At 58.6% G+C, this 25,695-nt stretch carries 19 protein-coding genes; 10 read left to right on the forward strand and 9 right to left on the reverse strand.

Annotated features, from left to right (window positions below; translation table 11 throughout):
- Nucleotides 1-107 precede the first annotated feature (107 nt).
- A complete protein-coding gene (locus C1Y43_RS20885; protein WP_031279682.1) occupies nt 108-950 on the reverse strand; it encodes a MurR/RpiR family transcriptional regulator in 843 nt (280 codons plus the stop codon).
- Between the two features lie 457 nt (nt 951-1,407).
- Nucleotides 1,408-3,321 (reverse strand): 5-dehydro-2-deoxygluconokinase, encoded by a 1,914-nt coding sequence (gene iolC, locus C1Y43_RS20890; protein WP_021507392.1) that lies wholly within the window; start codon nt 3,319-3,321, stop codon nt 1,408-1,410.
- Between the two features lie 545 nt (nt 3,322-3,866).
- Here iolC and iolD point away from each other — a divergent pair.
- From iolD to iolE, 3 genes are all read left to right on the forward strand, one after another.
- Entirely contained in the window at nt 3,867-5,801 is a 1,935-nt protein-coding gene (gene iolD / locus C1Y43_RS20895) for a 3D-(3,5/4)-trihydroxycyclohexane-1,2-dione acylhydrolase (decyclizing) (protein WP_104189576.1), read from the forward strand.
- A gap of 64 nt (nt 5,802-5,865) precedes the next feature.
- Nucleotides 5,866-6,879, forward strand: coding sequence for a Gfo/Idh/MocA family protein (locus tag C1Y43_RS20900; protein ID WP_021507394.1), 1,014 nt, complete (start codon nt 5,866-5,868; stop codon nt 6,877-6,879).
- Between the two features lie 69 nt (nt 6,880-6,948).
- On the forward strand, nt 6,949-7,845 hold the full coding sequence (gene iolE / locus C1Y43_RS20905) for a myo-inosose-2 dehydratase (RefSeq protein WP_104189577.1): 897 nt from the start codon (nt 6,949-6,951) through the stop codon (nt 7,843-7,845).
- 110 nt (nt 7,846-7,955) lie between these two features.
- On the opposite strand, the gene C1Y43_RS20910 is transcribed toward iolE, so the two are convergent.
- The 3 genes from C1Y43_RS20910 to glpD all read right to left on the reverse strand — a co-directional run bounded on the left by C1Y43_RS20910 (nt 7,956) and on the right by glpD (nt 10,942).
- Nucleotides 7,956-8,414, reverse strand: a complete 459-nt coding sequence (locus tag C1Y43_RS20910; RefSeq protein WP_104189579.1) for a DUF943 family protein — start codon at nt 8,412-8,414, stop codon at nt 7,956-7,958.
- Entirely contained in the window at nt 8,414-9,253 is an 840-nt protein-coding gene (locus C1Y43_RS20915; protein WP_104189581.1) for a DUF3289 family protein, read from the reverse strand. The genes C1Y43_RS20910 and C1Y43_RS20915 overlap by 1 nt, the downstream gene beginning before the upstream one ends.
- Before the next feature lie 180 nt (nt 9,254-9,433).
- Complete coding sequence (gene glpD, locus C1Y43_RS20920) at nt 9,434-10,942, reverse strand: glycerol-3-phosphate dehydrogenase (RefSeq protein WP_058759321.1); 1,509 nt, start codon at nt 10,940-10,942, stop codon at nt 9,434-9,436.
- 227 nt (nt 10,943-11,169) lie between these two features.
- Between glpD and glpE the strand changes: the two genes are divergently transcribed.
- From glpE to malQ, 5 genes are all read left to right on the forward strand, one after another.
- Nucleotides 11,170-11,496, forward strand: coding sequence for a thiosulfate sulfurtransferase GlpE (gene glpE, locus C1Y43_RS20930; protein WP_104189585.1), 327 nt, complete (start codon nt 11,170-11,172; stop codon nt 11,494-11,496).
- Between the two features lie 32 nt (nt 11,497-11,528).
- Nucleotides 11,529-12,353, forward strand: coding sequence for a rhomboid family intramembrane serine protease GlpG (glpG, locus tag C1Y43_RS20935; RefSeq protein ID WP_104189633.1), 825 nt, complete (start codon nt 11,529-11,531; stop codon nt 12,351-12,353).
- A 43-nt stretch (nt 12,354-12,396) separates the two neighbouring features.
- Nucleotides 12,397-13,155 carry a DeoR/GlpR family transcriptional regulator gene (locus tag C1Y43_RS20940; RefSeq protein ID WP_058759319.1) on the forward strand — a complete coding sequence of 253 codons (759 nt, stop codon included), beginning with the start codon at nt 12,397-12,399 and terminating at the stop codon, nt 13,153-13,155.
- A gap of 240 nt (nt 13,156-13,395) precedes the next feature.
- Entirely contained in the window at nt 13,396-15,801 is a 2,406-nt protein-coding gene (gene malP / locus C1Y43_RS20945) for a maltodextrin phosphorylase (protein ID WP_104189587.1), read from the forward strand.
- A 56-nt stretch (nt 15,802-15,857) separates the two neighbouring features.
- Nucleotides 15,858-17,915, forward strand: a complete 2,058-nt coding sequence (gene malQ / locus C1Y43_RS20950; RefSeq protein WP_104189589.1) for a 4-alpha-glucanotransferase — start codon at nt 15,858-15,860, stop codon at nt 17,913-17,915.
- Between the two features lie 36 nt (nt 17,916-17,951).
- On the opposite strand, the gene nfuA is transcribed toward malQ, so the two are convergent.
- Together nfuA and gntX are read right to left on the reverse strand one after the other, a co-directional pair.
- On the reverse strand, nt 17,952-18,527 hold the full coding sequence (gene nfuA, locus C1Y43_RS20955) for a Fe-S biogenesis protein NfuA (protein WP_021507402.1): 576 nt from the start codon (nt 18,525-18,527) through the stop codon (nt 17,952-17,954).
- Between the two features lie 58 nt (nt 18,528-18,585).
- Nucleotides 18,586-19,263 (reverse strand): DNA utilization protein GntX, encoded by a 678-nt coding sequence (gntX, locus tag C1Y43_RS20960; RefSeq protein WP_058759316.1) that lies wholly within the window; start codon nt 19,261-19,263, stop codon nt 18,586-18,588.
- Nucleotides 19,264-19,298: 35 nt separating this feature from the next.
- Between gntX and bioH the strand changes: the two genes are divergently transcribed.
- Nucleotides 19,299-20,072 (forward strand): pimeloyl-ACP methyl ester esterase BioH, encoded by a 774-nt coding sequence (bioH, locus tag C1Y43_RS20965; RefSeq protein ID WP_021507404.1) that lies wholly within the window; start codon nt 19,299-19,301, stop codon nt 20,070-20,072.
- Here bioH and C1Y43_RS20970 read toward each other — a convergent pair.
- Both C1Y43_RS20970 and C1Y43_RS20975 read right to left on the reverse strand, forming a co-directional pair.
- A complete protein-coding gene (locus tag C1Y43_RS20970) occupies nt 20,053-21,741 on the reverse strand; it encodes an alpha-amylase family glycosyl hydrolase (protein WP_104189591.1) in 1,689 nt (562 codons plus the stop codon). The genes bioH and C1Y43_RS20970 overlap by 20 nt on opposite strands.
- Before the next feature lie 96 nt (nt 21,742-21,837).
- Complete coding sequence (locus C1Y43_RS20975; protein ID WP_104189635.1) at nt 21,838-24,168, reverse strand: Tex family protein; 2,331 nt, start codon at nt 24,166-24,168, stop codon at nt 21,838-21,840.
- Between the two features lie 236 nt (nt 24,169-24,404).
- Between C1Y43_RS20975 and C1Y43_RS20980 the strand changes: the two genes are divergently transcribed.
- On the forward strand, nt 24,405-25,667 hold the full coding sequence (locus C1Y43_RS20980; protein WP_104189593.1) for a hypothetical protein: 1,263 nt from the start codon (nt 24,405-24,407) through the stop codon (nt 25,665-25,667).
- Nucleotides 25,668-25,695: the final 28 nt, after the last annotated feature.

Genomic DNA, 25,695 nt, shown 5'->3' on the forward strand with positions numbered 1-25,695 from the left:
GGTGCGCATTGATGCGCACCAGGTTAAACGGCACACGCATTCACTGATGCGCACAGATAAAAAAAGGCAGCCATCTGGCTGCCTTTTTTCTATTCGGTACCTGAGGTTTATTCGCTGCTGCTGTTATTCAGCGCCAGCGACACCGCCAGAGTTTGCGCCAGGCACAGCGAGGCCACCTGCGAGCGGAAGCCATCCACCTGCGCTTCGCGCACCACAAAACAGACATCGCTGAACGCCGCCAGCGGGCTCACCTGGCTGTCGGTGATGGCGATCTGATGCGCGCCACGTTTAGCACCCAGCTCCACCAGTTCCACTGCTTCACGCGCATACGGCGAGTAGCTGATGGCGATGACCACGTCTTTCGGATTCACCATGCTGAGCTGTTCAGTGAACATACCGCCCAGGCCATCAATCAGAAAAGCGCGACGCTCCAGATGGCGCAGCGCATACACCAGATACGAGGCCACGCTGAACGAGCGGCGCAGACCGATGATGTAGATGTTCTCCGCCTCGTTGAGCATCTTCACCGCTTTGTTCAGCTGGTCGGGATTCACCTGCATCGCCAGCTGCTGCAGCGCCTGGCTGTTGACCATGGTAAAGACGTTGAGGATCTCCACCGGGCTCTCCGGTGAGCTGGCGCTGTCGTCGGTGGCCGTCTGGCGGAACAGGCGCGCCCGTTCGGTATAGTTCACGGTCTCTTCCATCAGGTGCTGACGAAAGACCTGTTTCATTTCGTTGAAGCCGCTAAAGCCGAACGCGTTGGCGAAGCGGATCAGCGTGGAGGGCGGAACATCCGCCTGCTGGGCGATAGAGGCGACGGTATCAAACGCGATGCTGTTGCTGTTATCAAGGATATAACGAGCCACCTGCTTCAGGCGTTTACTCAGCGTCTCGTAGCGACGACGGATATCGTCCTGTAACAAGGTTAATTGCGTTGGGTTATTGGTCATTACTTCGGCCCGTCAGAAAAGGAAATATGGCTGGATAATGAGCGCTATAGTACCAGATGGATGGAAAATTTCATTTGTTTGACGCTATCGTGAAGGCTATTTCATCGGTTTATGAATTGCCTCACAAAACTCAGGGGGTTGAGGGCTTGCCCTCACCCTAACCCTCTCCCGCAGGCGGGAGAGGGAACAGTCCGGAGCGGTCTGATCGGTCTGACAGGGCTGGTACAATGCTTAACGACCTGCCTGAACGGCTCCCTCACCCTAACCCTCTCCCGCAGGCGGGAGAGGGGACAGTCCGGAGCAGTCTGACCGGCCTGACAGGACTGGTACAATGCTTAACGATCTGCCTGAACGGCTCCCTCTCCCGGTGGGAGAGGGCTGGGGTGAGGGCATCCGCTCGCAACACACTAAAAAGCGGCCCGTCAGGCCGCTTCTCAGCACATCCTCTTCAAATCCGTCAGCCGCGCGCGGCGCGCCAGTAGCCAATCAGGCGCAGATAATTGCCTTTCACGGTCTCAATCAGCGCTTTATCATCCAGCTCACCGTTCAGCCACTGGCGTGACGGCTGGCCAAAAATGGTGCGACCCACGGCAAAACCTTTCACCCACGTCGCCTGCGCGGCGGCGGCGAAGCCGGCTTTCAGCTTCTCTTCCGGCGCATCCAGGCCGAGTAACAGAATGCCGCGACAGTGCGGATCCTGCTGCTCAATCAGCTCGCCGATCGCCTGCCAGCTCTCCGCCGTCAGCGGTGGTAGCTTCCACCAGTCCGGCTGCACGCCCAGGCTATAGAAGTGGCTCAGCATATCGTAATAGTAGGACTCGTTACGGTCCGGGTTGCTCTCCGGCAGAATCACTTCCAGCAGCAGCTCGTGCCCGCTCTTGTTACAGCTGCGCCACACGTCAAGAACGAGCTCGTCCTGCTCTTTACGCAGTTCAGCACTGTCATGGGGATGGTAAAACACCAGGCACTTGACGACGTGCTCGGCCGGCCAGTCCACCAGCTGAGAGCCAATATTGCCGTGCTCAAGACGCAGTGGCCGTGAGCTCGGCAGCTCGATGGGCCGCCCAATCCACCAGTGCTTGCCGGTGATGGCGTTGAGCGCTTTCTGGCCGTACGTGGTATCCGCCAGGATGCCACTCTTCTCATTGAGACCGGCTTCGTTAGCCGCCTCCTGTGCCGCCTGCAGCAGCAGCAGCTTCAGCTGCGGAATGCGCTCCTCGCTGACGCCCGCTTCGCGCGCCATATCGGCCAGCTGTTTACGGTGGTCAAAGGCGAACACATTCAGCTCCGGCCACTGCTGCTTACGCGTGGTAACGCGATGCAGATGATTGAGGCGCGCGTCCAGATCCGGACGTTTCACCGCGTTATCGCGGCTGAGGAAATCGTCCAGCTCCTCTTTCGTTGGCATCGCCGGTGCACAGCCGTGACGGGATACCACCAGCGCGCCACAGGCATTGGCGTAGCGGCACGCCTGTTCCCAGCTCTCATCGTTGAGCCAGCCGCGCAGCAGGCCCGACATAAACGCATCGCCGGCGCCCAGCACGTTGAGCACCTCAACGCGCACGCCGCTGTGCAGGCGCGTCTGCTCCCAGCTATCGGGAATCTCGCCCTCAAACACCACGCAACCCAGCGGCCCGCGTTTGCAGACCAGCGTGGCGCTGCTGGCCTTACGCACATTTTTCAGTGCGGTCAGCGTATCGGTACTGCCACCGGCGATATGGAACTCTTCTTCCGTTCCGACGATCAGATCGAAATAGTGAACCACTTCCTGCAGCTGCTGCGTCACCTGGCCGGATTCAATGAAACGTGTTTCACCGTCACCCAGTGAGGTAAGACCCCATAGCACCGGGCGATAATCGATATCCAGCGCGGTGCGCAGACCGTTGCGCCGGGCAATATCCAGCGCTTTCAGCACCGCCGCCCGCGTGTCCGGATGCGACAGGTGGGTGCCGGTTACCGCCACGGCGCGGGACGAGGTAATGAACTCTTCGCGAATGTCCTCGGGAACCAGCCCCATATCCGCACAGTTGTCGCGATAGAAAATCAGCGGAAAGGTCTCTTCGTCTTTGATGCCGAGAATCACCAGCCCGGTCAGGCGCTGCTTATCGGTGATCAGCCCGTCAGTATTGCAGCCCACGCGCTGCAGCTCTTCACGCAGGAAGCGGCCATTGTGTTCGTCACCGACGCGTGCCAGCATCGCCGACTTCAGCCCCTGAATCGCGGTGCCATAAGCTACGTTGCCGGAAGAGCCGCCGAGGTATTTGTTAAAGCTGGTCATATCTTCCAGGCGCGAGCCAATTTGCTGGCCGTAAAGATCGACGGCGATGCGTCCAATACAAATCACATCAAGCCGCTTCTGTTGTGTACTCATACTGATGGTTTCCTTCTGTGATAAGCAGACACGGCGGGCGCTGCCGCCCACTATCAAGCGCAATGCTTCCGGGGTCTCAGGGTGCCTGACTGGCTATGTGGGCAGTATGAGGAATAAAAATTCCAAACACAATATGAAATGAAACATCCATCGCGATTTTGTGAGCCAGGTAAAACTCTGGTGCCGCTACCTTTCCCGCCCTTTACGGCTTGCCCGTTTCGCGGGTGCTCTGGCTTGTGAGCCAGCTCGCAGGAAATGATGACGGATGAGAGGAAGCTGCTGACGTGAAATGAAATTTCGTTATGATGACTGAGGCATAGCAGGCTGTTTCACTTTGCTGTCATCCCGTCCCGTCATCGCCCGCGTTTCAGCGCCGAATTTGATCTTCATCGCAAAATGAAATGTTTCTTCTGTAATCAGGTTTAATGGAAAAAACATTTGTTTATAATCGCCACACGTTTCACTTAGCGTCGGGCGCGTTTTCACCGCCGACCCGAATCGCGTCGTACCCCCTGAGCGGGTACCACATGTAAAGGAAGAAGCATATGGGCACTATCAGACTGACTACCGCACAGGCGCTGGTGAAATTTCTGGATAACCAGTACCTGAACGTTGACGGCGTTGAAACCAAATTCGTGCACGGCATCTTTGCTATTTTCGGCCACGGCAATGTGCTCGGCCTCGGCCAGGCGCTGGAGCAGGACAGCGGCGATTTACAGGTGTATCAGGGCCGTAACGAGCAGGGTATGGCGCACGCTGCCATCGGTTTTGCCCGGCAGTCGCTGCGCCGTCAAATCATTGCCTGTACCTCTTCCGTCGGACCGGGTGCCGCCAACATGATTACCGCGGCAGCCACGGCAACAGCCAACCGGATTCCACTGCTGCTGCTGCCGGGCGATGTGTTCGCCACGCGCCAGCCGGACCCGGTGCTGCAGCAGATCGAGCAGAGTCACGATCTCAGCATCAGCACCAACGATGCCTTCCGCGCAGTGAGTAAATACTGGGACCGCGTGAGCCGTCCGGAACAGCTGATGACCGCCTGTATCAATGCGCTGCGCGTGCTGACCGATCCGGCGGAAACCGGGGCGGTAACGCTGGCGCTGCCGCAGGATGTGCAGGGCGAAGCCTGGGATTTCCCGGAATACTTCTTCCAGAAACGCGTGCATTTGCTTGACCGGCGTCTGCCGACGGCGGCCCAGCTGGACGCGGCGCTGGCATTGATTGCGCGTAAGCGCAAGCCGCTGATTGTAGTGGGTGGCGGCGTGAAATACTCCGATGCCGGTCAGGCGCTGCTGAGCTTTGCCGAGCGTTTCAATATTCCATTTGCCGAAACGCAGGCCGGCAAAGGCACCATCGTTTCCGACCATCCGCTGAATGTGGGCGGCGTGGGTGAAACCGGCTGTCTGGCGGCGAACCTGCTGGCCAAAGAGGCCGATCTGGTGATCGGTATTGGTACGCGCTATACCGATTTCACTACGGCTTCAAAATGGATCTTCCAGCATCCGGAAATCAGCTACCTCAACATTAACGTCAACAACTTCGACAGCTACAAGCTGGATGGCGTGCAGCTGCTGGCGGATGCACGCGAAGGATTAACCGCGCTGGAAGCCGGACTGAACGGCTTTGAGAATCACTGGGGTGGCCAGATTGAACAGGCGCAGAGCAAGCTGCTGAAAGAGACGCAGCGCGTGTACGCCGCCACTTTCAACACCGATGACTTTATTCCGGAAATCGCTGACCACATCGATCGCACCGCGCTGTTCGCCGAGTTTGAGCGTTTGACAAAGTCGGTGCTGACGCAGAGCAGCGTGCTGGGCACCTTAAACGAACAGCTGCCAAAGGATGCGGTGATTGTCGCCGCCGCCGGCAGTCTGCCGGGTGACCTGCAGCGCGTATGGCGCACCAAAGATTACAACGCGTATCACGTTGAGTACGGCTACTCGTGCATGGGTTACGAAGTGAATGCCGCGCTGGGCGTGAAGCTGGCACAGCCGCAGCGCGAAGTCTACGCCATGGTGGGTGACGGCTCGTTCATGATGCTGCACTCCGAGCTGGTCACCTCGATTCAGGAAGGGGCGAAAATCAACGTCATCCTGCTGGATAACATGACCAATGGCTGCATCAACAACCTGCAGATGGAACACGGCATGGACAGTTTCAACACCGAGTTCCGCTTCCGTAATCCGCAGGGCGGCAAGCTGGATGGCGGCTTCGTGCCGGTTGATTTCGCGGCGATAGCCGCCGGCTACGGCTGTAAAACCTACCGTGTCACCACGCTGGAGCAGCTGAAGGCGGCGCTGGAAGATGCGCAGCAGCAGACGGTTTCGACCCTGATTGACATCAAAGTGCTGCCAAAAACCATGGTGCACAAATACTTCAGCTGGTGGCACGTCGGCGTGGCGCAGGCTTCCACCTCAGAGCGGACGCAGCAGGTGGCCGACAAGCTCAATCAGCATATTCAACAGGCGCGTAAGTACTAACCCTTTTCAGGCCGGCGCTGCCCGGCCCGTTTTACCCTACTTATCCGACTCTACAGGTGTAATTATGACGCTCAAACTCGGTGTAATCGGTACCGGCGCAATTGGTCAGGAACATATTCGTCGCTGCAACAACGTGCTGCAGGGCGCAAAAGTGGTGGCGGTTTCAGACATCAATGTGGAAGGTGCACGCGCGGCGCTGCAGCGGCTGAATATCCAGGCCGAAGTGTATCAGGATGGCCATCAGGTGATTAACTCGCCGGAAGTGGATGCCGTGCTGGTGACCTCGTGGGACCCGACGCATGAAGAGTTCACGCTGGCCGCGATTGCCGCCGGGAAACCGGTGTTCTGCGAGAAGCCGCTGGCACTGAGCGCGGAGGGCTGCCGTCGCATTGTCGACGCCGAGATTGCGCACGGCAAGCGTCTGGTGCAGGTGGGCTTTATGCGCCCGTATGATGCCGGCTATCGCGCGCTGAAAAAGGTGATCACCGATGGTGACATCGGCGAGCCGCTGATGCTGCACTGCGCGCACCGTAATCAGAGCGTCGGCGAGAATTACACCACCGACATGGCTATTACCAACACCCTGATACACGAGCTGGATGTCCTGCGCTGGCTGACCGAGGACGATTACAAAAGCGTGCAGGTGGTGTTCCCGCGCACGACCTCAAAGTCACACGCGAAGCTGAAAGATCCGCAAATCGTGCTGTTTGAAACGCAGAAGGGCATCCGCATCGATGTGGAGATCTTTGTGAACTGCGCGTATGGCTATGACATTCAGTGTGAAGTGGTGGGCGAGGAGGGCATCGCCAGACTGCCGGAGCCGTCGGCGATTCAGATGCGCAAAGATGCCCGCCTTGGCAACGCGCTGCTGACCGACTGGAAAGATCGCTTTATCGACGCCTACGACGTTGAGCTGCAGGCGTTTATCAATGATGTGAAAGCAGGCCAGCTGAGCGGGCCTTCCGCCTGGGATGGCTTTGCCGCCTCGGTGGCTGCTGATGCCTGCCTGAAGGCGCAAACCAGCGGCGCGATTGAGCCCGTTGCCATGCCGCCGCGTCCGGCGTTTTACCAGAAATAATCAGGCGCGTGCGCTAAACCTATCCACGGCAGCGGATTACCGCTGCCTCTCTGTATCAGGGAGCTGAAAATGAACCAAGAGAACGTCAAACTGGCGATTGCGCCGATTGGCTGGACCAACGACGACATGCCGGAACTCGGCAGCGAAAATACTTTCCAGCAAACGGTCAGCGAAATGGCGCTGGCGGGTTTCACCGGCAGCGAAGTGGGCAGCAAGTATCCGCGCGATCCGGCGGTGCTGAAGCCGATGCTGGATATCCGCGGTATTCAGATTTGTAACGCCTGGTTTAGTACCTTTTTTGCCAACGGTGACAAAGCGAAAACCATCGATCAGTTCATCAATCACATGAATTTCCTGCACGCCATGGGCGCGCGCGTGATTGGCTGCTCGGAACAGAGCAAAAGCATTCAGGGCACGTCGCTGCCGGTGCTGGAGCAGAAGCCGGTTTTCACGGACGAAGAGTGGCGCCTGACGGCAGAAGGTTACAACGAACTGGCGGCGATCGCGGCGCAGAAAGGGATGCGCGTGACGCTGCATCATCACATGGGCACCGGCATTCAGACGCCAGCCGAAATCGACCGTTTTATGGCAATGACCAACGATAACGTCGGTCTGCTGTACGACACCGGCCACATTTACTACTCCGAAGGATCACAGCAGGTGATGCTGGATGTGCTGACCCAGCATCTGCCGCGTATTTTCCACGTGCATCTGAAGGATGTGCGTGACAGCGTGGTGGCAGAGGTGCGCGCAAACTCGCTGTCGTTCCTCGACGGAGTGAAGAAAGGCACCTTCACCGTACCAGGCGATGGCGTTATCGATTTCAAACCGGTATTCAAAATCCTCGATGATTACGGCTATAAAGGCTGGATGGTGGTCGAAGCGGAACAGGATCCGGCCATCGCTAACCCATTCGAATATGCAGTGAAAGCCCGTAAATATATTCGTGACAATGCCGGGCTGTAAGTTAGCGTGTTAATTAGCGCAATGAATTGCGCCGCTACGGTAAATGCGGCAGTGACTTTCGTCATTATCGACCGCACACACTGTAGCGGCGCGATTTATCGCGCTATGTATCAATTGCTCCTCTGCAATTGACTCATTTCGTTGTCTTTATTCACTGTGTAATTTCCTGAATCCAGTGAGAACATCACGCCACCATCCTGCGTCCGCTGAATTTTCATCAGTAAATTTTTATCAAGGCAATTAGCAGGGGGTTGCATTTGCTTAAAGCAAATGCGGTCCTTTTTTTCTAATGGCTGATATCCCCCACCTAATGCATAAAAATAATAGGTAATGGAGCCATTTTCATTAAAGGCTTTAATATTGTATTTTAATGTTATTTGCTGCTGGTGACTCAACCACCACCTTATTTTTTCGTCGTCAGAATAAGGCAGGTGATCGACGATAATTGATGCAGAATAGTAATCCTGGTGAACGTCAATAACGTTAACTTCCCTGAAGTTCAGGTAGCAGTATATGCCACTGGCTAATGCAACAAGCAGAATTAATCCTGCCCATGTCTTCCTGTTCATTAACGGCCGCCTTCAATATCTATCACAGCATCCATGTTCGTCAGAAAAGGACGAAAGCCAAATTTATCATAACGTTGTAAGGTGAACCTTATCTTAAAAAACTGAAATTGTCTGAATTTATGCTTGTGAATATCATGCGTATCCAGACCGAAATGATCCTGTCCGCTGAAGCGCATTTTTGCCCTCCAGCGCGCACCATTAACGTCAAGACTTAATATGTCAATTTTGGTAGCATAAACATCATGAACAGTAATGCCTAAACCATTTATTTTATCCATAATTAATGAATGGAACTTTGGCAGGATCGAGTTATTAATGGCAGAATTAATATCACCTATATTTTTCAATGGCAGGCCTTTGATACCATAATCAATATTAACATTGAGCGTATCAATTATGGCTTTGTGTGTACTGTTTATGCTTCTGTCGTTCATAATTTTGTCCCGATATGCCATATCCAGCGACAAATCCCGAAACGGCAGGCCGCTGGAGCGCATAAAATGCTCCAGCATCTTATTTATCAGGAAACGTTGCGGGCCAACAAGCGCGAAGGGTAATGACGTGGTTTGCATCTCAGCAAACAGCAGCCTGGCGCACTCCAGCGGTGAAAGCTTTTCGCCAGGTTTCGCATAAGCACCAGCAAAGCGCGACTGGGGATTATGGAAGGGATGCAGCCGCGTCATGCTCCACGGGTCGACCACATTGGAAATGTGGGTGAGGCCGAATTCGTTTTTCATCCGGCGTTCACAGATATCGCCGTAGCGCATATCGTCAGCGCCATAGTCATTAAACATGCGCTGTGTGGTGAAGATATTGAGCGGAAAAGTGGCTAAAGCCATGCGTGATGCTCCCTGTTACTGACGAGTCCGTTAATCCGGTCGCGGATTATTTAGTCAGTAAGCGGAGCGGTGAGAATTGATCTGGTGCAGTACCTTGTGTGAATAACCTCTCGCCAACACAAAAAGAGAAAAAACAAAAACCCCGCGCGGTGGCGGGGTTGAGGACAATGCTTAAGGCGATTACGAAGCCAGCGACAGCGCCGGTTTCTGGCCGTTTTCCGCCAGCCAGTCGCGGATGCGCGCCTGTTCGGCTTCGCTCAGCCACATACCCTGTTTGGTACGGCGCCAGATGGCGTCGTCCAGCTCGCGCACCCACTCGTGTTTCACCAGATAACGCAGTTCGGCTTCATAGAATTCGTGGCCAAAGTTTTCACCCAGATCTTCACGGCTCTTCGCGCCTTCCAGCAGCACTTCAGTACGGCTGCCGTAGGTGCGGGCAAAGTGACGCGCCATGCCTTCGCTGATGAACGGATAGCGACGGCGCAGGCTGGCAGCGTAATCTTCACGCGTACCGGAGAAATCACCGCCTGGCAGCACGGCGTTTTTGGTCCACGCCGGACCGGCATCGGGGTAGTATTTCGCCAGTTTCTCCAGCGCATGCTCCGCCAGCTTGCGATAGGTGGTCAGCTTGCCGCCGAACACGGACAGCAGCGGTGCCTGGCCGTTGTCGTCGTGCACGTCCAGTGTGTAATCACGGGTGATCGCCTGCGGTGAATCGGATTCATCATCGCACAGCGGACGCACGCCGGAGTAGGTCCAGACGATATCGTCGCTGGTCAGCTGCTTTTTAAAGTGCGCGTTATACACCTTCAGCAGGTAGCTGATTTCATTGTCATCGATTTTGACATTTTTCGGATCGCCTTTGTATTCGACGTCGGTGGTACCGATGATTGAAAACTCATCCATCCACGGAATTACAAACACGATGCGGTTATCTTCGTTCTGCAGAATGTAAGCCTGCTTCTCGGTGTGCACGCGCGGCACCACGATATGGCTGCCTTTGATCAGGCGAATACCGTACGGCGATTTCAGCTTCAGGCCATCGTCAAAGAACTGTTTCACCCAGGGACCGGCGGCGTTAACCAGCCCTTTGGCGCGCCAGGTGTAGGTTTTGCCGGTATCGACGTCTTCCGCTTCCACCATCCACAGGCCGGCTTCACGCCAGGCGCGGGTTACGCGGGTGCGGGTGCGCACTTCGCCGCCCTGTTTCACCACTTCCTGCGCGTTAAGCACCACCATGCGCGCATCGTCTACCCAGCAGTCGGAATATTCGAAACCGCGCGTAATTTCAGGCTTCAGGGCCGATTCCGCGCCAAAACGCAGACCTTTACTGCCTGGCAGCGTAGTGCGCTTACCGAGGCGATCGTACATAAACAGGCCCATGCGGATCATCCACGCCGGACGCAGATGCGGGCGGTGTGGCAGACGGAAACGCATCGGGAAGGCGATGTGCGGCGCCATTTTCAGCAGCACTTCACGTTCGGCCAGCGCTTCGCCCACCAGACGGAATTCGTAATGTTCCAGATAGCGCAGGCCACCGTGAATCAGCTTGGAACTGGCAGAGGAGGTTGCACAGGCCAAATCCCGCGCCTCCAGCATTAGCACTGACAGGCCGCGTCCTGCAGCATCCACTGCTATGCCGGCACCGTTGATGCCGCCGCCGATCACGATCAGGTCTTTGGTTTCCACGTCATCTCCTCCGATGTTCGGAATAGTTCTAAAATGTTCGTTTTCGAGCGTAATAATAATCGGAAACCAACATTGACGCCAGCGCTTAACTCAATAAAAACATTCTTGCGTGATATAGCTAACATTTCGGCAGGAAAAAAATCACATACCCACAGGATTTGTCAGGTTATAGCGGCGGCTTATCAGGGTAAACTAACGCCAATTGATGACGAGGTAATGAGAGACCCATGGAAACCTTCAAGTGTATTAACGTCCTGCAGGCTAACGAGCATCTGGCACAGGGAGCGCAACTGGTAGACATCCGCGATCCGCAAAGCTTCGCCATGGGCCACGCCACCGGTGCGCAACATCTGACCAATGACAACCTGGCGACGTTTATCGCCGGTGCACGGCACGACCAGCCGGTGCTGGTGATGTGCTATCACGGTAACAGCAGTAAAGGCGCGGCGCAGTTCCTGTTAAGCCAGGGCTTTAGCGACGTCTACAGCATCGACGGCGGTTTTGATGCCTGGCGCGCGGCGTTTCCGACGCAGGTCGCCATCGGCAGCCTCTGATTGACCGATTAAAGGAAGGAGAGCACCGCATGATGCGCATCACCCAGTTTAACCAGCCGCGTATGGCGCAGGCGTTTGTCGATTACATGGCGACGCGCGGCGTCACGCTGCGTATTGAGCGCGAAAGCCACTATGTCATTGTGCTGGATGACGACAGCAAGCTGGAGATGGTCGAAAACGAACTCGCGCAGTTCGTGCGCGATCCCAACCATCCACGCTATCAGGCGGCGAGCTGGCACAGCGGTACCACCGACAGCGGTCTGCGTTATGAGCGTGGCAATATCTGGGCAAACATTCGCGAACGCGCGGGCCCGCTCACGCTGACCATCATGATCGCCTGCGTGGCGGTGTTTATCCTGATGCAGATCGTCGGCGACGATGTGGTGCTCGGCTGGCTGGCCTGGCCGGCAGATTCATCACAATATTTTGAGGTGTGGCGCTGGTTCAGCCACGCGCTGCTGCACTTCTCGCTGCTGCACATTCTGTTCAACCTGATGTGGTGGTGGTATCTCGGTGGTGCGGTAGAGAAGCGCCTCGGCAGCGGCAAGCTGTTCGTTATCATGCTGATTTCAGCGCTGCTGAGCGGCTGGATGCAGGCGAAGTTCAGCGGCGTGCTGTTTGGCGGGCTGTCCGGCGTGGTCTATGCGCTGATGGGCTACTGCTGGCTGCGCGGCGAGCGCGATCCCGAAAGTGGCATTTATCTCGAGCGCGGCCTGATTGGCTTCGCTATTGTATGGCTGGTGATTGGCTGGTACGGCGCCTTTGGCCTGTCGATCGCGAACGCTGCGCACGTCACCGGTTTGCTGGTGGGGCTGGCAATGGCGTTCGTTGATACGCGCAAACGCGCACGTCGCTAGTAGCAGGATAAAAAGAACACGGCCTTGAGCCGAGGAGAGAGATGTGAAGCAGACGCAACGTCATGACGCCATTATCGATCTGGTCCGGCGTCAGGGGTATGTCAGTACGGAAGAGCTGGTGGATCACTTTGAGGTCAGCCCGCAGACTATCCGGCGCGATCTGAACGATCTGGCCGATCAAAACAAAATTCAGCGTCATCACGGCGGCGCGGCGCTGCCTTCCAGCTCGGAAAACACCGCGTGGCAGGATCGCAAAATGATGTGGTCGGCGGAAAAGGCACGCATCGCCGAGCGCGTGGCGAGCCAGATCCCGGACGGTGCCACGCTGTTTATTGATATCGGCACCACGCCGGAAGCGGTGGCGCATGCGCTGCTCAACCACAACAATCTGCGTATTGTCACCAACAACCTCAACGTGGCGATTTTGCTGATGGGCAAGCCGGATTTCCGCGTGATCATCGCCGGCGGTGAAGTGCGCACGCGCGACGGCGGGATTATGGGGGAAGCCACGCTCGATTTTATCTCTCAGTTCCGGCTCGATTACGGCATTCTCGGCATCAGCGGTATTGATATGGACGGTTCGCTGCTGGAGTTCGACTATCACGAAGTGCGCACCAAACGCGCCATTATCGAGAACTCGCGCTGCGTGATGCTGGTGGTGGATCACTCGAAGTTTGGCCGTAACGCCATGGTTAACCTTGGCAACATGAGCCTGATTGATTACCTGTATACCGATCAAACCCCGCCATTAAGCGTACTGAAGGTGATTGAACAGCACGAAGTGCATCTGGAGCTGTGCTGATTTCCCAGGTGCGCATCAATGCGCACCCTGTGATGCAGCAGGCCATGCTTACCAAACCGCACCCTTAGTGCATTGTGCCGTATTGTAGGGTCGCCATTGATGGCGACCAGGCCGCAGCGGCACGCCTTTTTTCACTGCTTCTTCATTTCCCTGTCGCTTTTTTCAGCGTCCGCGGCTTAACTTACTCTTTCAGATTTGCGCTTGCCCGTGTTTACCGTTTCGGATGCAAAGGGATGCACTATGTCGCCGCTAAAATTCAATAAAACCCGCTTTGACGCCGCACTGACCCGCCAGTGGCAGCAGCTCGGACTGACTTCCGCCCGGCAGATGACGCCGCATCAGTGGTGGCAGGCGCTCAGCCGGGCGCTGATGGAACTGCTCGCCGAACAGCCGCCCGTGCCGCCGAAAAGTGCTCAGCGCCACGTTAATTATCTCTCAATGGAGTTTCTGCCCGGCCGGCTGACCGGTAATAACCTGCTCAATCTCGGCTGGTATAACGAGGTGGCCGCCGCGCTGGCAGAGCACCAGGTTGAGCTGAATGAACTGCTGGAGGAGGAAGTCGATCCGGCGCTGGGCAACGGCGGACTGGGACGGCTCGCGGCCTGCTACATGGATGCGATGGCGACGGTCGGCCAGCCGGCGATGGGGCACGGCCTCAACTATCAGTACGGCCTGTTTCGTCAGTCGTTTGTGGCCGGACAGCAGCACGAAGCGCCGGATGACTGGCAGCGCGATCGCTATCCGTGGTTCCGCCACAACGCGGCGCTGGATGTGCCGGTGGGGCTGGGCGGTAAGGTTAAAAAGCGCGACGATGGCAGCGTCGAGTGGCGTCCGGCACAGCAGCTGGTCGGCCAGGCCTGGGATCTGCCGGTAATCGGCTATCGCAACGGCATCACGCTGCCGCTGCGCCTGTGGCAGGCCACCAGCGCGCAGCCGTTTGACCTGACGCTGTTTAACGCCGGGAAGTTCCTGCAGGCGGAGCAGCCGGGCATTGAAGCCGACAAGCTGACCAAAGTGCTCTATCCCAATGACAACCATGCGCCAGGTAAACGTCTGCGGCTGATGCAGCAGTATTTCCAGTGCGCCTGCGCGGTGAGCGACATACTGCGTCGTCACCGGCTGGCGGGCCGTGCGCTGCATACGCTGCCGGATTTCGAAGTGATTCAGCTCAACGATACCCATCCCACCATCGCTATTCCGGAGCTGCTGCGTCTGCTGCTGGATGAGCATAGCCTGAGCTGGGACGACGCCTGGCACATTACCAGCCGCACCTTTGCCTATACCAACCATACGCTGATGCCGGAGGCGCTGGAGCGCTGGCCGGCGAGCCTGCTGCGCGAACTGCTGCCGCGCCATCTGCAAATCATCAAACAGATCAATCGCCAGCTGAAGCAGCAGGTCAAACAGCGCTGGCCGAATGACAGCGCCCTCTGGCACAAGCTGGCGGTGGTGAGCGACGGCGAAGTGCGCATGGCCAATTTGTGCGTGGTGAGCTGTTTCGCCGTCAACGGTGTGGCAGCGCTGCACTCGCAGCTGGTGGTTAACGATCTGTTCCCGGAATATCACCAGATGTGGCCACACAAGTTTCATAACGTCACCAACGGCATTACGCCGCGGCGCTGGCTGAAGCAGTGCAATCCCCTGCTGTCCGCGCTGATTGACGACAGCCTGCAGATGGAGTGGGCCAACGATCTCGACGCGCTGGAATGGCTGGCGCCGCTGGCGAAGAAGAAAAGTTTTCGCCAGCAGTTCCGCACCATCAAGCAGCAAAACAAACTGCGGCTGACGGTGTACATCAAACGCGTGACCGGCATCGATATCAATCCTGACGCGCTGTTTGATGTGCAGATCAAGCGCCTGCACGAATACAAACGCCAGCATCTCAGTCTGCTGCACATCCTGCACTGCTATCGCCAGCTGCGCGATAACCCGGACAATCCCGACTTCGTGCCGCGCGTCTTTCTGTTTGGCGCCAAGGCGGCGCCCGGCTATTTGCTGGCAAAAAACATCATCTGTGCCATCAATAAAGTCGCGGAGGTGATCAACAACGACCCGCTGGTGGGCGATCGCCTGAAGGTGGTGTTTGTGCCGGATTACCGGATTACCGCCGCCGAGCTGATGATTCCGGCAGCCGATCTCTCGGAGCAGATCTCCACGGCCGGTTACGAAGCCTCCGGTACCGGCAACATGAAATTGGCGCTCAACGGCGCGCTGACCATTGGCACGCTGGACGGGGCTAACGTGGAGATTGCCGAGGCGGTCGGTGAGAAAAATATCTTTATCTTCGGCAACACGGTGGATGAGGTAAAAGCACTGAAGGCCGACGGTTACAGTCCGAAGAAGCTGCGTAAGCACGATCGCTATCTCGACGGTTTACTGAAGGAGCTGGAAAAGGGCAAATTCAGCGACGGCGACCGGCAGGCGTTTGCGCCGCTGCTGGAGAGCCTGAGCAAACAGGGCGATCCGTGGCTGGTGCTGGCCGATTTCGCCGCCTACATCGCGGCACAGCAGCGCGTCGAAGCACTGTGGCGCGATCCGGAAGCGTGGACCAAAGCGGCGATTCTCAACACGGCGCATACCGGCCGCTTCAGTGCCGATCGTTCGATTCGCGATTATCAACAGCGTATCTGGCAGGCGGCGCGCTGAGCCGCCGGAAAATGACGCTGCATGCGTAATGTGCGCACGGCAACGAAGGAGACAACATGGCCATGAAGAAACTGGATCAGGCTGCACGGGATGCCGGTATCGCACTGAGTTTTATCAACAATAAAGGTGAGTCACAGACCATCAGCGACGACACCAAACGCGCGCTGATGGCGCTGATGGACGCCCCGACGGGCAGCGCGCCACCGCTGCCGCCGGTGCTGGTGTTAACGCCGCCCGGACTGCCTGAACTGACGCCGCAGGGCAGCGACGACTACCGCTGGCAGCTGGTGAGCGAGCAGGGGCAGCACTATGACGGCACGCTGAGCGCGGGAGAAAGCCTGGCGCTGCCGGCAGAACTGCCCGAGGGCTACCATCAGCTCACGCTGAGCACTTCACGCCAGCAGTGGCAGACGCGCATTATCATCGCACCGGCGCGCTGTTATCTGCCGCCAGCGCTGGCGCAGGGGGAGAAGCGCTGGGGCGCGCTGGTGCAGCTCTATACGCTGCGCTCGGCGCGTAACTGGGGCATCGGCGACTTTGGCGATCTGATGCAGATGCTGGAGCAGGTCGCCGCTCACGGCGGCGATTTCATCGGTCTCAACCCGCTGCATGCGCTCTATCCGGCGCAGCCGGAGCACGTCAGCCCGTACAGCCCGAGTTCGCGCCGCTGGCTCAACGTGCTGTACATCGACATCAATCAAATCGACGAATTCACCCACAGTGAAACCGCCCAGCGCTGGTGGCACAGCGCGCCAACGCGCAAAGCGCTAAAACAGGCGCGCAGCGCAGCGTTTGTCGATTATCGCGCGGTGACGACGCTCAAGCTGACTGCGCTGCGTTTTGCCTGGCAGCACGCACAGCCGCAGCTGACCCGGCAGCCGGCGTTTCAGCAGTTTCTGGCTGAAGGCGGCGATGCGCTGCGCTATCAGGCGGCGTTTGACGCCATCGTAGCGGCGCGCAGCCAGCAGCATCCCGATGAGTGGGGCTGGGAAAAGTGGCCGTCAGGCTGGCAGCAGGCGCAGCAGTCAGAGGTGCAGCAGTGGTGCGCACAGCATGAGGACGACATTCTGTTCTGGAGCTGGCTGCAGTGGCTGGCGCAGCAGCAGTTCGCCGCCTGCTGGCAGCGTAGCCAGCAACTCGGGATGGCGGTCGGGTTATATCGCGATTTGGCGGTTGGCGTGGCACAGCACAGCGCGGAAACCTGGCAGGATCCGCAGCTGTATAAGCTGGGCGCGTCGGTGGGCGCACCGCCGGATCCGCTTGGCCCGCTCGGGCAGAACTGGGCGCTGCCGCCGCTCGATCCACATGTACTGCGCGCGCGGGGCTATCAGCCGTTTATCGATCTGCTGCGCGCCAATATGCGCGATTGCGGGGCGCTGCGCATCGATCACGTTATGGCGCTACTGCGTTTGTGGTGGATTCCCTATGGCGAAAGTGCCGATAAAGGCGCGTATGTCGCCTATCCGGTGCACGACCTGCTGGCGATCCTTGCGCTGGAGAGTCAGCGTCAGCGCTGCATGGTGATCGGTGAAGATCTCGGCACCGTGCCGCAGGAGATCGTCAGCCTGCTGCGCGACCGCGGCATTTTTTCGTGGAAGGTGCTGATGTTCGAGTGCGGGGAGGACGGGCAGTTCCGGCCACCGGCAGCCTATCCGCGCCAGTCGATTGCCAGCGCCAGTACCCATGATTTGCCGACGCTGAGCGGATTCTGGCATGCCGCCGATCTGCAGTTGCGCGAGCAGCTGGGGCTGTTTACTAAACGCAGCATGCTGAAGGCGGCCATCGCCGAACGCGATGGGCAGAGAAAAGCGCTGCTGAAGGCGATGAGCGAGGCGCAAGCCATTGATGCGCGCAGCAAAAACCGCGACGGCCAGCGTCTGACGCCTGAGCTGAATCAGGGCGTGCACCGCTTTCTGGCGTACACCGACAGCGCCCTGCTGGGGCTGCAGCCGGAGGACTGGCTGGGAATGGAGACGCCGGTCAACGTGCCGGGCACGGTAGCCGAATACCCCAACTGGCGGCGCAAACTGCGCGTACCATTGGAGAAGTTGTTTAGTTACCGGAAAGTGCAGCAGCTGCTGGCGATCGTCAATGAAGGGCGTAAGAAGCCGTAAAACACGCGGCAGCCGGGGTGGCTGCCGCATCTTCTATCAGTAGTAGGAGTGCTCGCCGCGCTGATGCTCGGTGAGATCGCGCACGCCTTTCAGCTCAGGGAAGGCGGCCAGCAGCTCTTTCTCGATGCCGTCTTTCAGCGTCACGTCAATCATCGAGCAACCGTTACAGCCGCCGCCGAACTGCAGAATGGCATAGCCTTCGTCGGTGATCTCCATCAGCGAGACGCGACCGCCGTGGCTGGCCAGCTGCGGGTTGATCTGCGCCTGCAGCAGATACTCCACGCGCTCAACCATCGGTGCATCGTCCGACACTTTACGCATCTTGGCGTTCGGCGCTTTCAGCGTGAGCTGTGAGCCGAGGTTATCGGTCACGAAGTCGATCTCCGCATCTTCGAGGTACGGCGCGCTCAGCTCATCGACATACGCAGACAGCTTGTCGAACTTCAGTTCGGTATCGGTGGCTTCAACCGCGTCCGGCGGGCAGTAGGAGACGCCGCACTCGGCGGTTGGCGTACCCGGGTTAATAACGAATACGCGAATCTGGGTGCCATCTTCCTGTTTTGACAGCAGTTTTGCGAAGTGCTCTTGCGCAGTATCAGTAATACGGATCATGGCGATTGCTCAATAGTTGACTAAAATACCTGGTTATAATACGCCCAACGCCGACGCTCTACAAGGTACGGCACAGGCATCCTATGTGTACGCTGGCCGCGCCCTGCGCCAGTAATAAGCGGCTGATTTCCCCCACCGTGCTGCCGGTGGTCACCACATCATCGATAAGCAGGATGTGGCGTCCGCGCACCGCCATTTCAAGGCGAAACGCGCCACGCAGATTGCTTTTCCGGGCGCGGGCGCTGAGCGCATGCTGCACCGCACCGTGACGCACCCGGCGCAGCCCTTCGCGGTATTCACAGCCGAGCCAGCGCGCCAGCGGTTTAGCCAGCAGCGCGGCCTGATTATAACCGCGCTGCCACGCGCGGCGGCGATGCAGCGGCACGCTCAGCACCAAATCGATACGCGGCAACGGCTGCTGGCGGCGCTTTGTTAATAATTTTAACAAAAGCAGCCGCGCCAGCATCACCCTGAGTGCGGTTGCGCGCGAGAATTTGAGCCGCTGCACCCATTCGCTCAGCGGCGGCACATAATCACTCACGCAAGTGAGCGCCTGCCACGGCGGCGGCCGGCGCAGGCAGCGTCCGCACGCTTGATCGCCGCTGGCCGGCAGTCCGCAGCAGGGACAGAGCGCCGGCAGCGCCGGTAGCTGGCGCAGACATACGCTGCACAGGCCGTGCCGGGCGATACGCAGCGGCAGACGGCATAGCCAACACAGGGCCGGGATTGCTAGCATAGCGACCTCCTTTTCACTTTTCGGGAGTGTAACCGATGAGTTCGCTTTACTGGCACACCACAGGCACAGGCGATCGCGATCTTGTGCTGCTGCACGGCTGGGGACTGAACGCCGAAGTGTGGCAACACATTGTTCCGCGACTCAGCCCGCATTTTCGTCTGCACCTGGTGGACCTGCCGGGATTTGGCCGCAGCCAGGGATTTGGGCCGCTGAGCCTGGCGCAGATGGCGCAGCAGCTACTACCGCAGTTGCCAGCGCGCGCTGTGCTGCTTGGCTGGTCGCTGGGCGGCTTAGTGGCCAGCCAGCTGGCGCTGAGCCAGCCCGATCGCGTGGCGGCATTAATTAGCGTGGCCTCGTCGCCGTGCTTTACCGCCCGGGATGAATGGCCCGGCATTCAGCCTGAGACGCTGGCGACGTTCCAGCAGCAATTGAGCAGCGATTTCCAGCGCACCGTGGAGCGTTTTCTCGCGCTGCAAACCATGGGGACGGAAAATGCGCGTCAGGATGCGCGCCAGCTGAAAGAGGTAGTGCTGTCGCAGCCGATGCCGTCAGTGGCGGTACTGGAAGGGGGATTGAACATTCTGCGCCACGATGATTTGCGCAGCGCACTGGATGGGCTGACGCTGCCGTTCCTGCGTATCTATGGCGCGCTGGATGGCCTGGTGCCGCGCCGCATTGCGCCGCAGTTGGATGCACGCTGGCCGCATTCGCAGTCGGTTGTCATCGCGAAGGCCGCGCACGCGCCGTTTATTTCGCACCCGGAGGCGTTCTGCCAGCAGGTGCAGCAGTTCATCCACGCAGCCACATAAACTGCCAGGCGGCCAGCACCAGCGGCTGGCTGCCATCCACGCGCTGCCCGCTGATCACATCCTGAAAAGGGCGCGCCTGCGGCAGCGTAGTGCTGATCTCGCGGCTGCTGAGATTGAACACGCACAGTAACCCTTCGTCGCTGTCCGCGGCGTGACGGCGCAGCAGCAGCACCGCGTTGTCGCTCTCCAGCAGCGTCATCGGATTGTCCGGATGGAACGCCGGCTGCCGGGTGCGCAGCTGAATCAGCGCGCTAAGCCGCTCAAACACCTGCTGACGCAGCGGGTTGCCGCCGCTGATTTGCTGTTCGATATCGCGCAGGCTGTACTTCTCACGGTTGATGGCGCGGTTGTGCCCGGCAGCGCGCACGCCCTCGTTGTCATTGCGCGAGCCGAGAATACTTTGAATATAGATGGCGGGCACGCCGGGAAAGGCCAGCAGAATCGCGTGCGCCAGCAGGAAGCGACGCAGGCGCGTCTCGTCATCGTCGGTCTGGTGATTGAGCGCATCCAGATACGTTACGTTGATTTCATACGGGCTGGTGCTGCCGTCCGGGTTGTTTTTATAGGAGACCAGCGCGCCCTCCAGCGCCAGTTCACGCACCAGCGCCACAATCTCGACTTCTGACAAAATTCCGCGTGCCGGATTGAGGCCAATGCCGTCGTGCGAGGCGAGAAAATTGAAGAAGGTGGTGCCGCCATCACCGGGCTCAAGCGTGCTGGCCCACTGGCGCAGCGCGCGCGCCGAGCCGGAGTGAATGGCGTGCAGCACCAGCGGTGGCAGCGAAAACTGGTAAACCATCTGCGCTTCGTCGTGGCCGTTGCCGAAATAGCTGATGTTATCCTGATGCGGCACGTTGGTTTCCGTCACGATCACCGTACCTGGCGCGACTTCGTTGGCGATGGCGCGAAACAGCTTCACCAGCTGATGGGTTTTGGTCAGATGGATACAGCGTGTGCCCGGCGTTTTCCACATGTAGCCCACCGCGTCCAGCCGCACGTAATCCGCGCCTTTGTTGAGATAATCCAGCAGCACGCCCACCATGCGGATCAGCACCTGCGGATTGGCGAAGTTGAGATCGATTTGGTCGGCGCTGAAGGTGGTCCAGATAAAGCGCGTGTCGCCGTTAGCGAGGGTAAACGGCGTCAGCAGCGGTGAGGTGCGCGGGCGCGTCACGGCACTGAGATCGGTGGCGGGCGGCATGCTGATAAAGAAGTCGTCCCAGCCGGCATCCTGCGCCAGAAAGTGGCGAAACCACGCGCTGTGCGCCGACATGTGGTTACAGACGAAATCGAACATCAGCCGGGTTTCGCTGTGCAGCGCCGTGATGTGCCGCCAGTCACCGCAGATAGGATTTACCTGGTGATAATCGATAACCGAGAAGCCATCGTCGGATGAATAGGGGAAAAATGGCAGCAGATGCACCAGGCTGAAGGTGGACTGCAGATGCTGCTGATAAAAGCGCGTAAAGCTGGCGAGCGTGGGCTGCTCGGGTTCGCGGAACTGGTCGGCGTAACTGATCAGCACCACGTCTTTTTCATCCCAGTGCGCTTTACGCGGCAGTTTTACCGTGTCGCGTGCCGCGCGGATGTGCGAAAGCAGGCGCTCGCGCGCCGCGACGGGGAAGCTACCTTCATAAATCTCATCGAGCAGGAAGTTGATAATGTCCATCGGATCGCCGGGTTACGCGGAAGGTCATTTTTTCACACGGTTTTTTCAGCGTAGTCCGCCAGGACAATTTATCAACCTCCTGTACTCGCGCGCCGCTTAGCGTTTCTTCCCAAACGCGGCCGCCAGCGCATCGCCCATCGCACTGTTACCGACGCTGGCGCTGGCAGGTTTGCCGCGGCCTTTGGCACCGGCGGCTGGCCGCGCGGCCTCTTTGCCTGCGCCGCGGTTGCCGCCGCTGCGCGCGTTGCTTTCACCCGGCTGCTCATCCAGACGCATGGTCAGCGCGATACGCTTACGCTGCAGATCGACTTCCATCACCTTCACTTTGACGATATCGCCGGCTTTCACCACCTGATGCGGATCGTCTACGAATTTGTCCGACAGCGAAGAGATGTGCACCAGGCCGTCCTGATGCACGCCGATATCGACGAACGCACCGAAGTTGGTCACGTTGGTCACCGCACCTTCCAGCACCATGCCCGGCAGCAGGTCGTTGAGCGTTTCCACGCCTTCGGCAAACTGCGCGGTTTTGAACTCCGGACGCGGATCGCGGCCCGGTTTCTCCAGCTCTTTGATGATATCGGTGACGGTCGGCAGCCCGAAACGCTCATCGGTGAAGTCGCGCGCATTCAGGTCGCGCAGGCTACCCGGATTGCCCATCAGTTCATTCAGCGCCTGTTCCGTAGCGGCGAGAATGCGCTCCACCAGCGGATAGGCTTCCGGATGTACCGTTGAGGCATCCAGCGGATTATCGCCGTGGTTAATGCGCAGGAAGCCAGCGCACTGTTCAAAGGCTTTCGGCCCAAGGCGGCTCACCTTCAGCAGCTGCTGGCGGTTCTGGAAACGGCCGTTTTCGTCACGCCAGCTGACAATGTTCTGCGCCATCATGCGCGTCAGACCAGCGACGCGCGTCAGCAGCGCCACCGAAGCGGTATTCAGATCGACGCCCACGGCGTTCACACAATCTTCCACCACCGCATCGAGTTTTTTCGCCAGCTGGCTCTGGCTGACATCGTGCTGATACTGGCCAACGCCAATAGATTTCGGGTCAATTTTGACCAGCTCTGCCAGCGGATCCTGCAGACGACGGGCGATAGACACCGCACCGCGCAGCGAAACGTCGAGATCGGGGAACTCCTGCGCCGCCAGTTCGGAAGCGGAATAGACCGATGCTCCGGCCTCACTGACAATCACTTTTTGCGCTTTGATTTGCGGGAACTGCTTCTGTACGTCGAGGAAGAAACGCTCGGTTTCACGTGAAGCGGTGCCGTTGCCGATCGCCACCAGTTCAACCTGATGTTTCGCGCACAGTGCCGCCACCGAGGTCGCGGCTTTGGCCGCCTGGCCGGTATGCGGATAGATGGTATCGGTCGCGACCAGCTTGCCGGTGGCATCGACCACCGCCACTTTGACCCCGGTGCGCAGGCCAGGATCGAGACCCATAGTGGCGCGCATGCCGGCGGGAGCCGCCATCAGCAGATCGTGCAGATTACGGGCAAACACGTTGATCGCTTCGTCTTCCGCCCGTTCGCGGATGGTGCCCATCAATTCGGTTTCGAGGTGCAGCAGGACCTTGATGCGCCAGGTCCAGCTGACCACGGCTCTGCGCCAGCTGTCGGCCGGTGCGTTGTTCAGGCGCAGGCCAAGGTGGTCGGCGATCAGCGTTTCACCGTAGCTTTCGCGCGGTGCTTCATCAAACTGCGGATCAGCGTTGAGCGACAGCTGTAAAATGCCTTCGTTACGGCCACGGAACATGGCCAGCGCGCGGTGCGACGGCACGCTGCTCAGCGCTTCGTGGTGATCGAAGTAGTCGCGGAATTTAGCGCCTTCTTCCTCTTTGCCTTCCACCACGCGCGCAACCAGATGGGCGTTCTTCCACAGGTATTCACGTACTTTCGCCAGCAGCGTGGCGTCTTCGGCGAAGCGCTCCATCAGGATATAGCGTGCGCCATCCAGCGCGGCACGCACATCGGCGACGCCTTTGTCCGCGTCGACATAACGCGCTGCCAGCTGCTCGGGATCCTGAGACGCATCGTTCCACAGCGTCTCTGCCAGCGGTTCCAGCCCGGCTTCGATAGCGATCTGCCCGCGCGTGCGGCGCTTCTGCTTATAAGGCAGATAGAGATCTTCCAGCTCGGTTTTGTTCAGCGTGCCGTTGATAGCAGTGGCTAATTCCGGCGTCAGTTTGCCCTGGTCATCAATGGATTTCAGAATCGACTGGCGGCGTTCCTCCAGCTCACGCAGATAGCCGAGACGGCTCTCCAGCGTACGCAGCTGGGTATCATCCAGCCCGCCGGTCACTTCCTTACGGTAACGTGCGATAAACGGCACGGTGTTCCCTTCGTCCAGCAAGCGAATGGCGGCGTCAACCTGGTCGGCGCGTGCCTTCAGCTCACCTGCGATAATCTGGCTCAGCGAATCTTTCATCATCAGTAACGGTCTTGCTTACACAGGGTTAGAAATAGGGGACAGTTATACGGACTGAGGCCGCAAATTGCCAGCCGCTGACCGGTGAATCCGTCTTTTTCTGAATGCAGCGCGCAACTCAGAGAAACTTAGCCACCTATGTGTTAAACCCCAGCGCAATGGCGTGCCGGTTGCTGCCAGGCTCGCCCCGCCTCTGCCCTATAATCCGTGGCAAACCACGGAAAGAGGGTGAAGCAATGATCAAATTACTGCTGCTGCTGGCCGGACGCGAGCTGCTGGTGCGTTATCGTCTGCTGATTTATGGCCTGGCGCTGTGCGGCGTGCTGCTGGCCGGCATGATCGTGGCGGACGTGCTGGTCGATGGGCATATCAATCTGTCGCTACAGGTGCTGGCGCTCTTACTGTCGCTGTCGCTGCTGTTTAACCTGCTGAGCGGCGAGGTGTCGCTGCAGCGCTGGCTTAATCTGCTGTTTTCCCTGATTTTTGTCGGCACGCTGCTGGCCGGCGCGCTGTGGCACGGTGATGAAAGGCAACTGAAGAAACTGCTGCTGACGGTGATGGAAATCTGCCTGTTGTTTAACGGCCTGTTTCGCTGCCTGAGCGCGGCGCTGATTCAGCGCCAGCGCTGGGTGCGACATTTTATGCTGGGCTGCGGCGAGATGGTGCTCAGCGTGGTGCTGTTTTTCAATGACAACCTGCATACCTGCCTGTTGCTGGGCAGCTGGCTGGTGCTGTTGCTGCTGTCGTTCAGCCTGACGGTGTGGCGCGTCTGGCGCCAGTGGCAGCGCCTGCCGGCGGGTCAGTCCGTTACGCTGCTGCCGTGGTTTTGTCGCGGCCATCGTCACATCGCGCGGCTCCGGCCGTGGCAGCAGGCCCGCTTTCCGCCGGACGCTGCGGCATTTCCTCTCTGCGTCCACGTCTGGCAGGCGCAGTCTGAAGCCAGTCAACAGCCGAAGCGCTATGTGATTGACCGTTACATCGGCGTGATTAACGGTGAAGGGCACTTTTGTACCGGCCACGCGGCACTGAGCTTTGGCGAGCGCGGCTACATCAGCCTTTATCCGCAGCAGGAGATCGATCCGCAACCGCACGAGCTGCCGCGTCTGCTGCTGGCCGGACAGATTAACGATCGCCCCGGCCGTTTTCTCCCCTCGCTGGCGGCAGAGATTGCCGACTGGCGCAGCCCGGATTTAACCTACAGTTTTCAGCACTACAACGGGCAGGCGCTCGCCAGCTACTGGCAGGCCAACCGTGGTGACAGCCTGTATAATCTGACGGCAAAAAACTGTTCGACCACCGTGGTGGATGCGCTGGACGTGGCGTTTGAAGGCTATTACGGCCAGCGGCTGCAGCAGGTGTTTGCGCTGCTGCTGCTGCCGGCATTCTGGGGCGCCTGCGTGCTGCGCGAACGGGCAGAAATCATGACCTGGACGCCCGGCCTGGTCGCCGATTATGTGCGCCTGATGAAAAAGACGCTGGGTGCCTGTCCGGGCAGGTAAGGCTTTGTGATAGCCTCTGTGCAGTGAA

This window comes from Pantoea sp. ICBG 828 (assembly GCF_002928355.1).
In the GTDB taxonomy this organism is placed as follows: Bacteria; Pseudomonadota; Gammaproteobacteria; order Enterobacterales; family Enterobacteriaceae; genus Pantoea; species Pantoea dispersa.

Excerpts from the sequence above, each read along its gene's own strand:
- nfuA (WP_021507402.1), bottom strand. The coding sequence starts at position 18,527 with ATGATCCGTATTACTGATACTGCGCAAGAGCACTTCGCAAAACTGCTG.
- C1Y43_RS20910 (WP_104189579.1), bottom strand. The coding sequence starts at position 8,414 with ATGAACAGGAAGACATGGGCAGGATTAATTCTGCTTGTTGCATTAGCC.
- malQ (WP_104189589.1), top strand. The coding sequence starts at position 15,858 with ATGGCCATGAAGAAACTGGATCAGGCTGCACGGGATGCCGGTATCGCA.
- glpE (WP_104189585.1), top strand. The coding sequence starts at position 11,170 with ATGGAAACCTTCAAGTGTATTAACGTCCTGCAGGCTAACGAGCATCTG.
- bioH (WP_021507404.1), top strand. The coding sequence starts at position 19,299 with ATGAGTTCGCTTTACTGGCACACCACAGGCACAGGCGATCGCGATCTT.
- gntX (WP_058759316.1), bottom strand. The coding sequence starts at position 19,263 with ATGCTAGCAATCCCGGCCCTGTGTTGGCTATGCCGTCTGCCGCTGCGT.
- C1Y43_RS20975 (WP_104189635.1), bottom strand. The coding sequence starts at position 24,168 with ATGAAAGATTCGCTGAGCCAGATTATCGCAGGTGAGCTGAAGGCACGC.
- C1Y43_RS20970 (WP_104189591.1), bottom strand. The coding sequence starts at position 21,741 with ATGGACATTATCAACTTCCTGCTCGATGAGATTTATGAAGGTAGCTTC.
- C1Y43_RS20885 (WP_031279682.1), bottom strand. The coding sequence starts at position 950 with ATGACCAATAACCCAACGCAATTAACCTTGTTACAGGACGATATCCGT.
- C1Y43_RS20915 (WP_104189581.1), bottom strand. The coding sequence starts at position 9,253 with ATGGCTTTAGCCACTTTTCCGCTCAATATCTTCACCACACAGCGCATG.
- C1Y43_RS20900 (WP_021507394.1), top strand. The coding sequence starts at position 5,866 with ATGACGCTCAAACTCGGTGTAATCGGTACCGGCGCAATTGGTCAGGAA.
- iolE (WP_104189577.1), top strand. The coding sequence starts at position 6,949 with ATGAACCAAGAGAACGTCAAACTGGCGATTGCGCCGATTGGCTGGACC.
- malP (WP_104189587.1), top strand. The coding sequence starts at position 13,396 with ATGTCGCCGCTAAAATTCAATAAAACCCGCTTTGACGCCGCACTGACC.
- C1Y43_RS20980 (WP_104189593.1), top strand. The coding sequence starts at position 24,405 with ATGATCAAATTACTGCTGCTGCTGGCCGGACGCGAGCTGCTGGTGCGT.
- glpG (WP_104189633.1), top strand. The coding sequence starts at position 11,529 with ATGCGCATCACCCAGTTTAACCAGCCGCGTATGGCGCAGGCGTTTGTC.
- iolD (WP_104189576.1), top strand. The coding sequence starts at position 3,867 with ATGGGCACTATCAGACTGACTACCGCACAGGCGCTGGTGAAATTTCTG.
- iolC (WP_021507392.1), bottom strand. The coding sequence starts at position 3,321 with ATGAGTACACAACAGAAGCGGCTTGATGTGATTTGTATTGGACGCATC.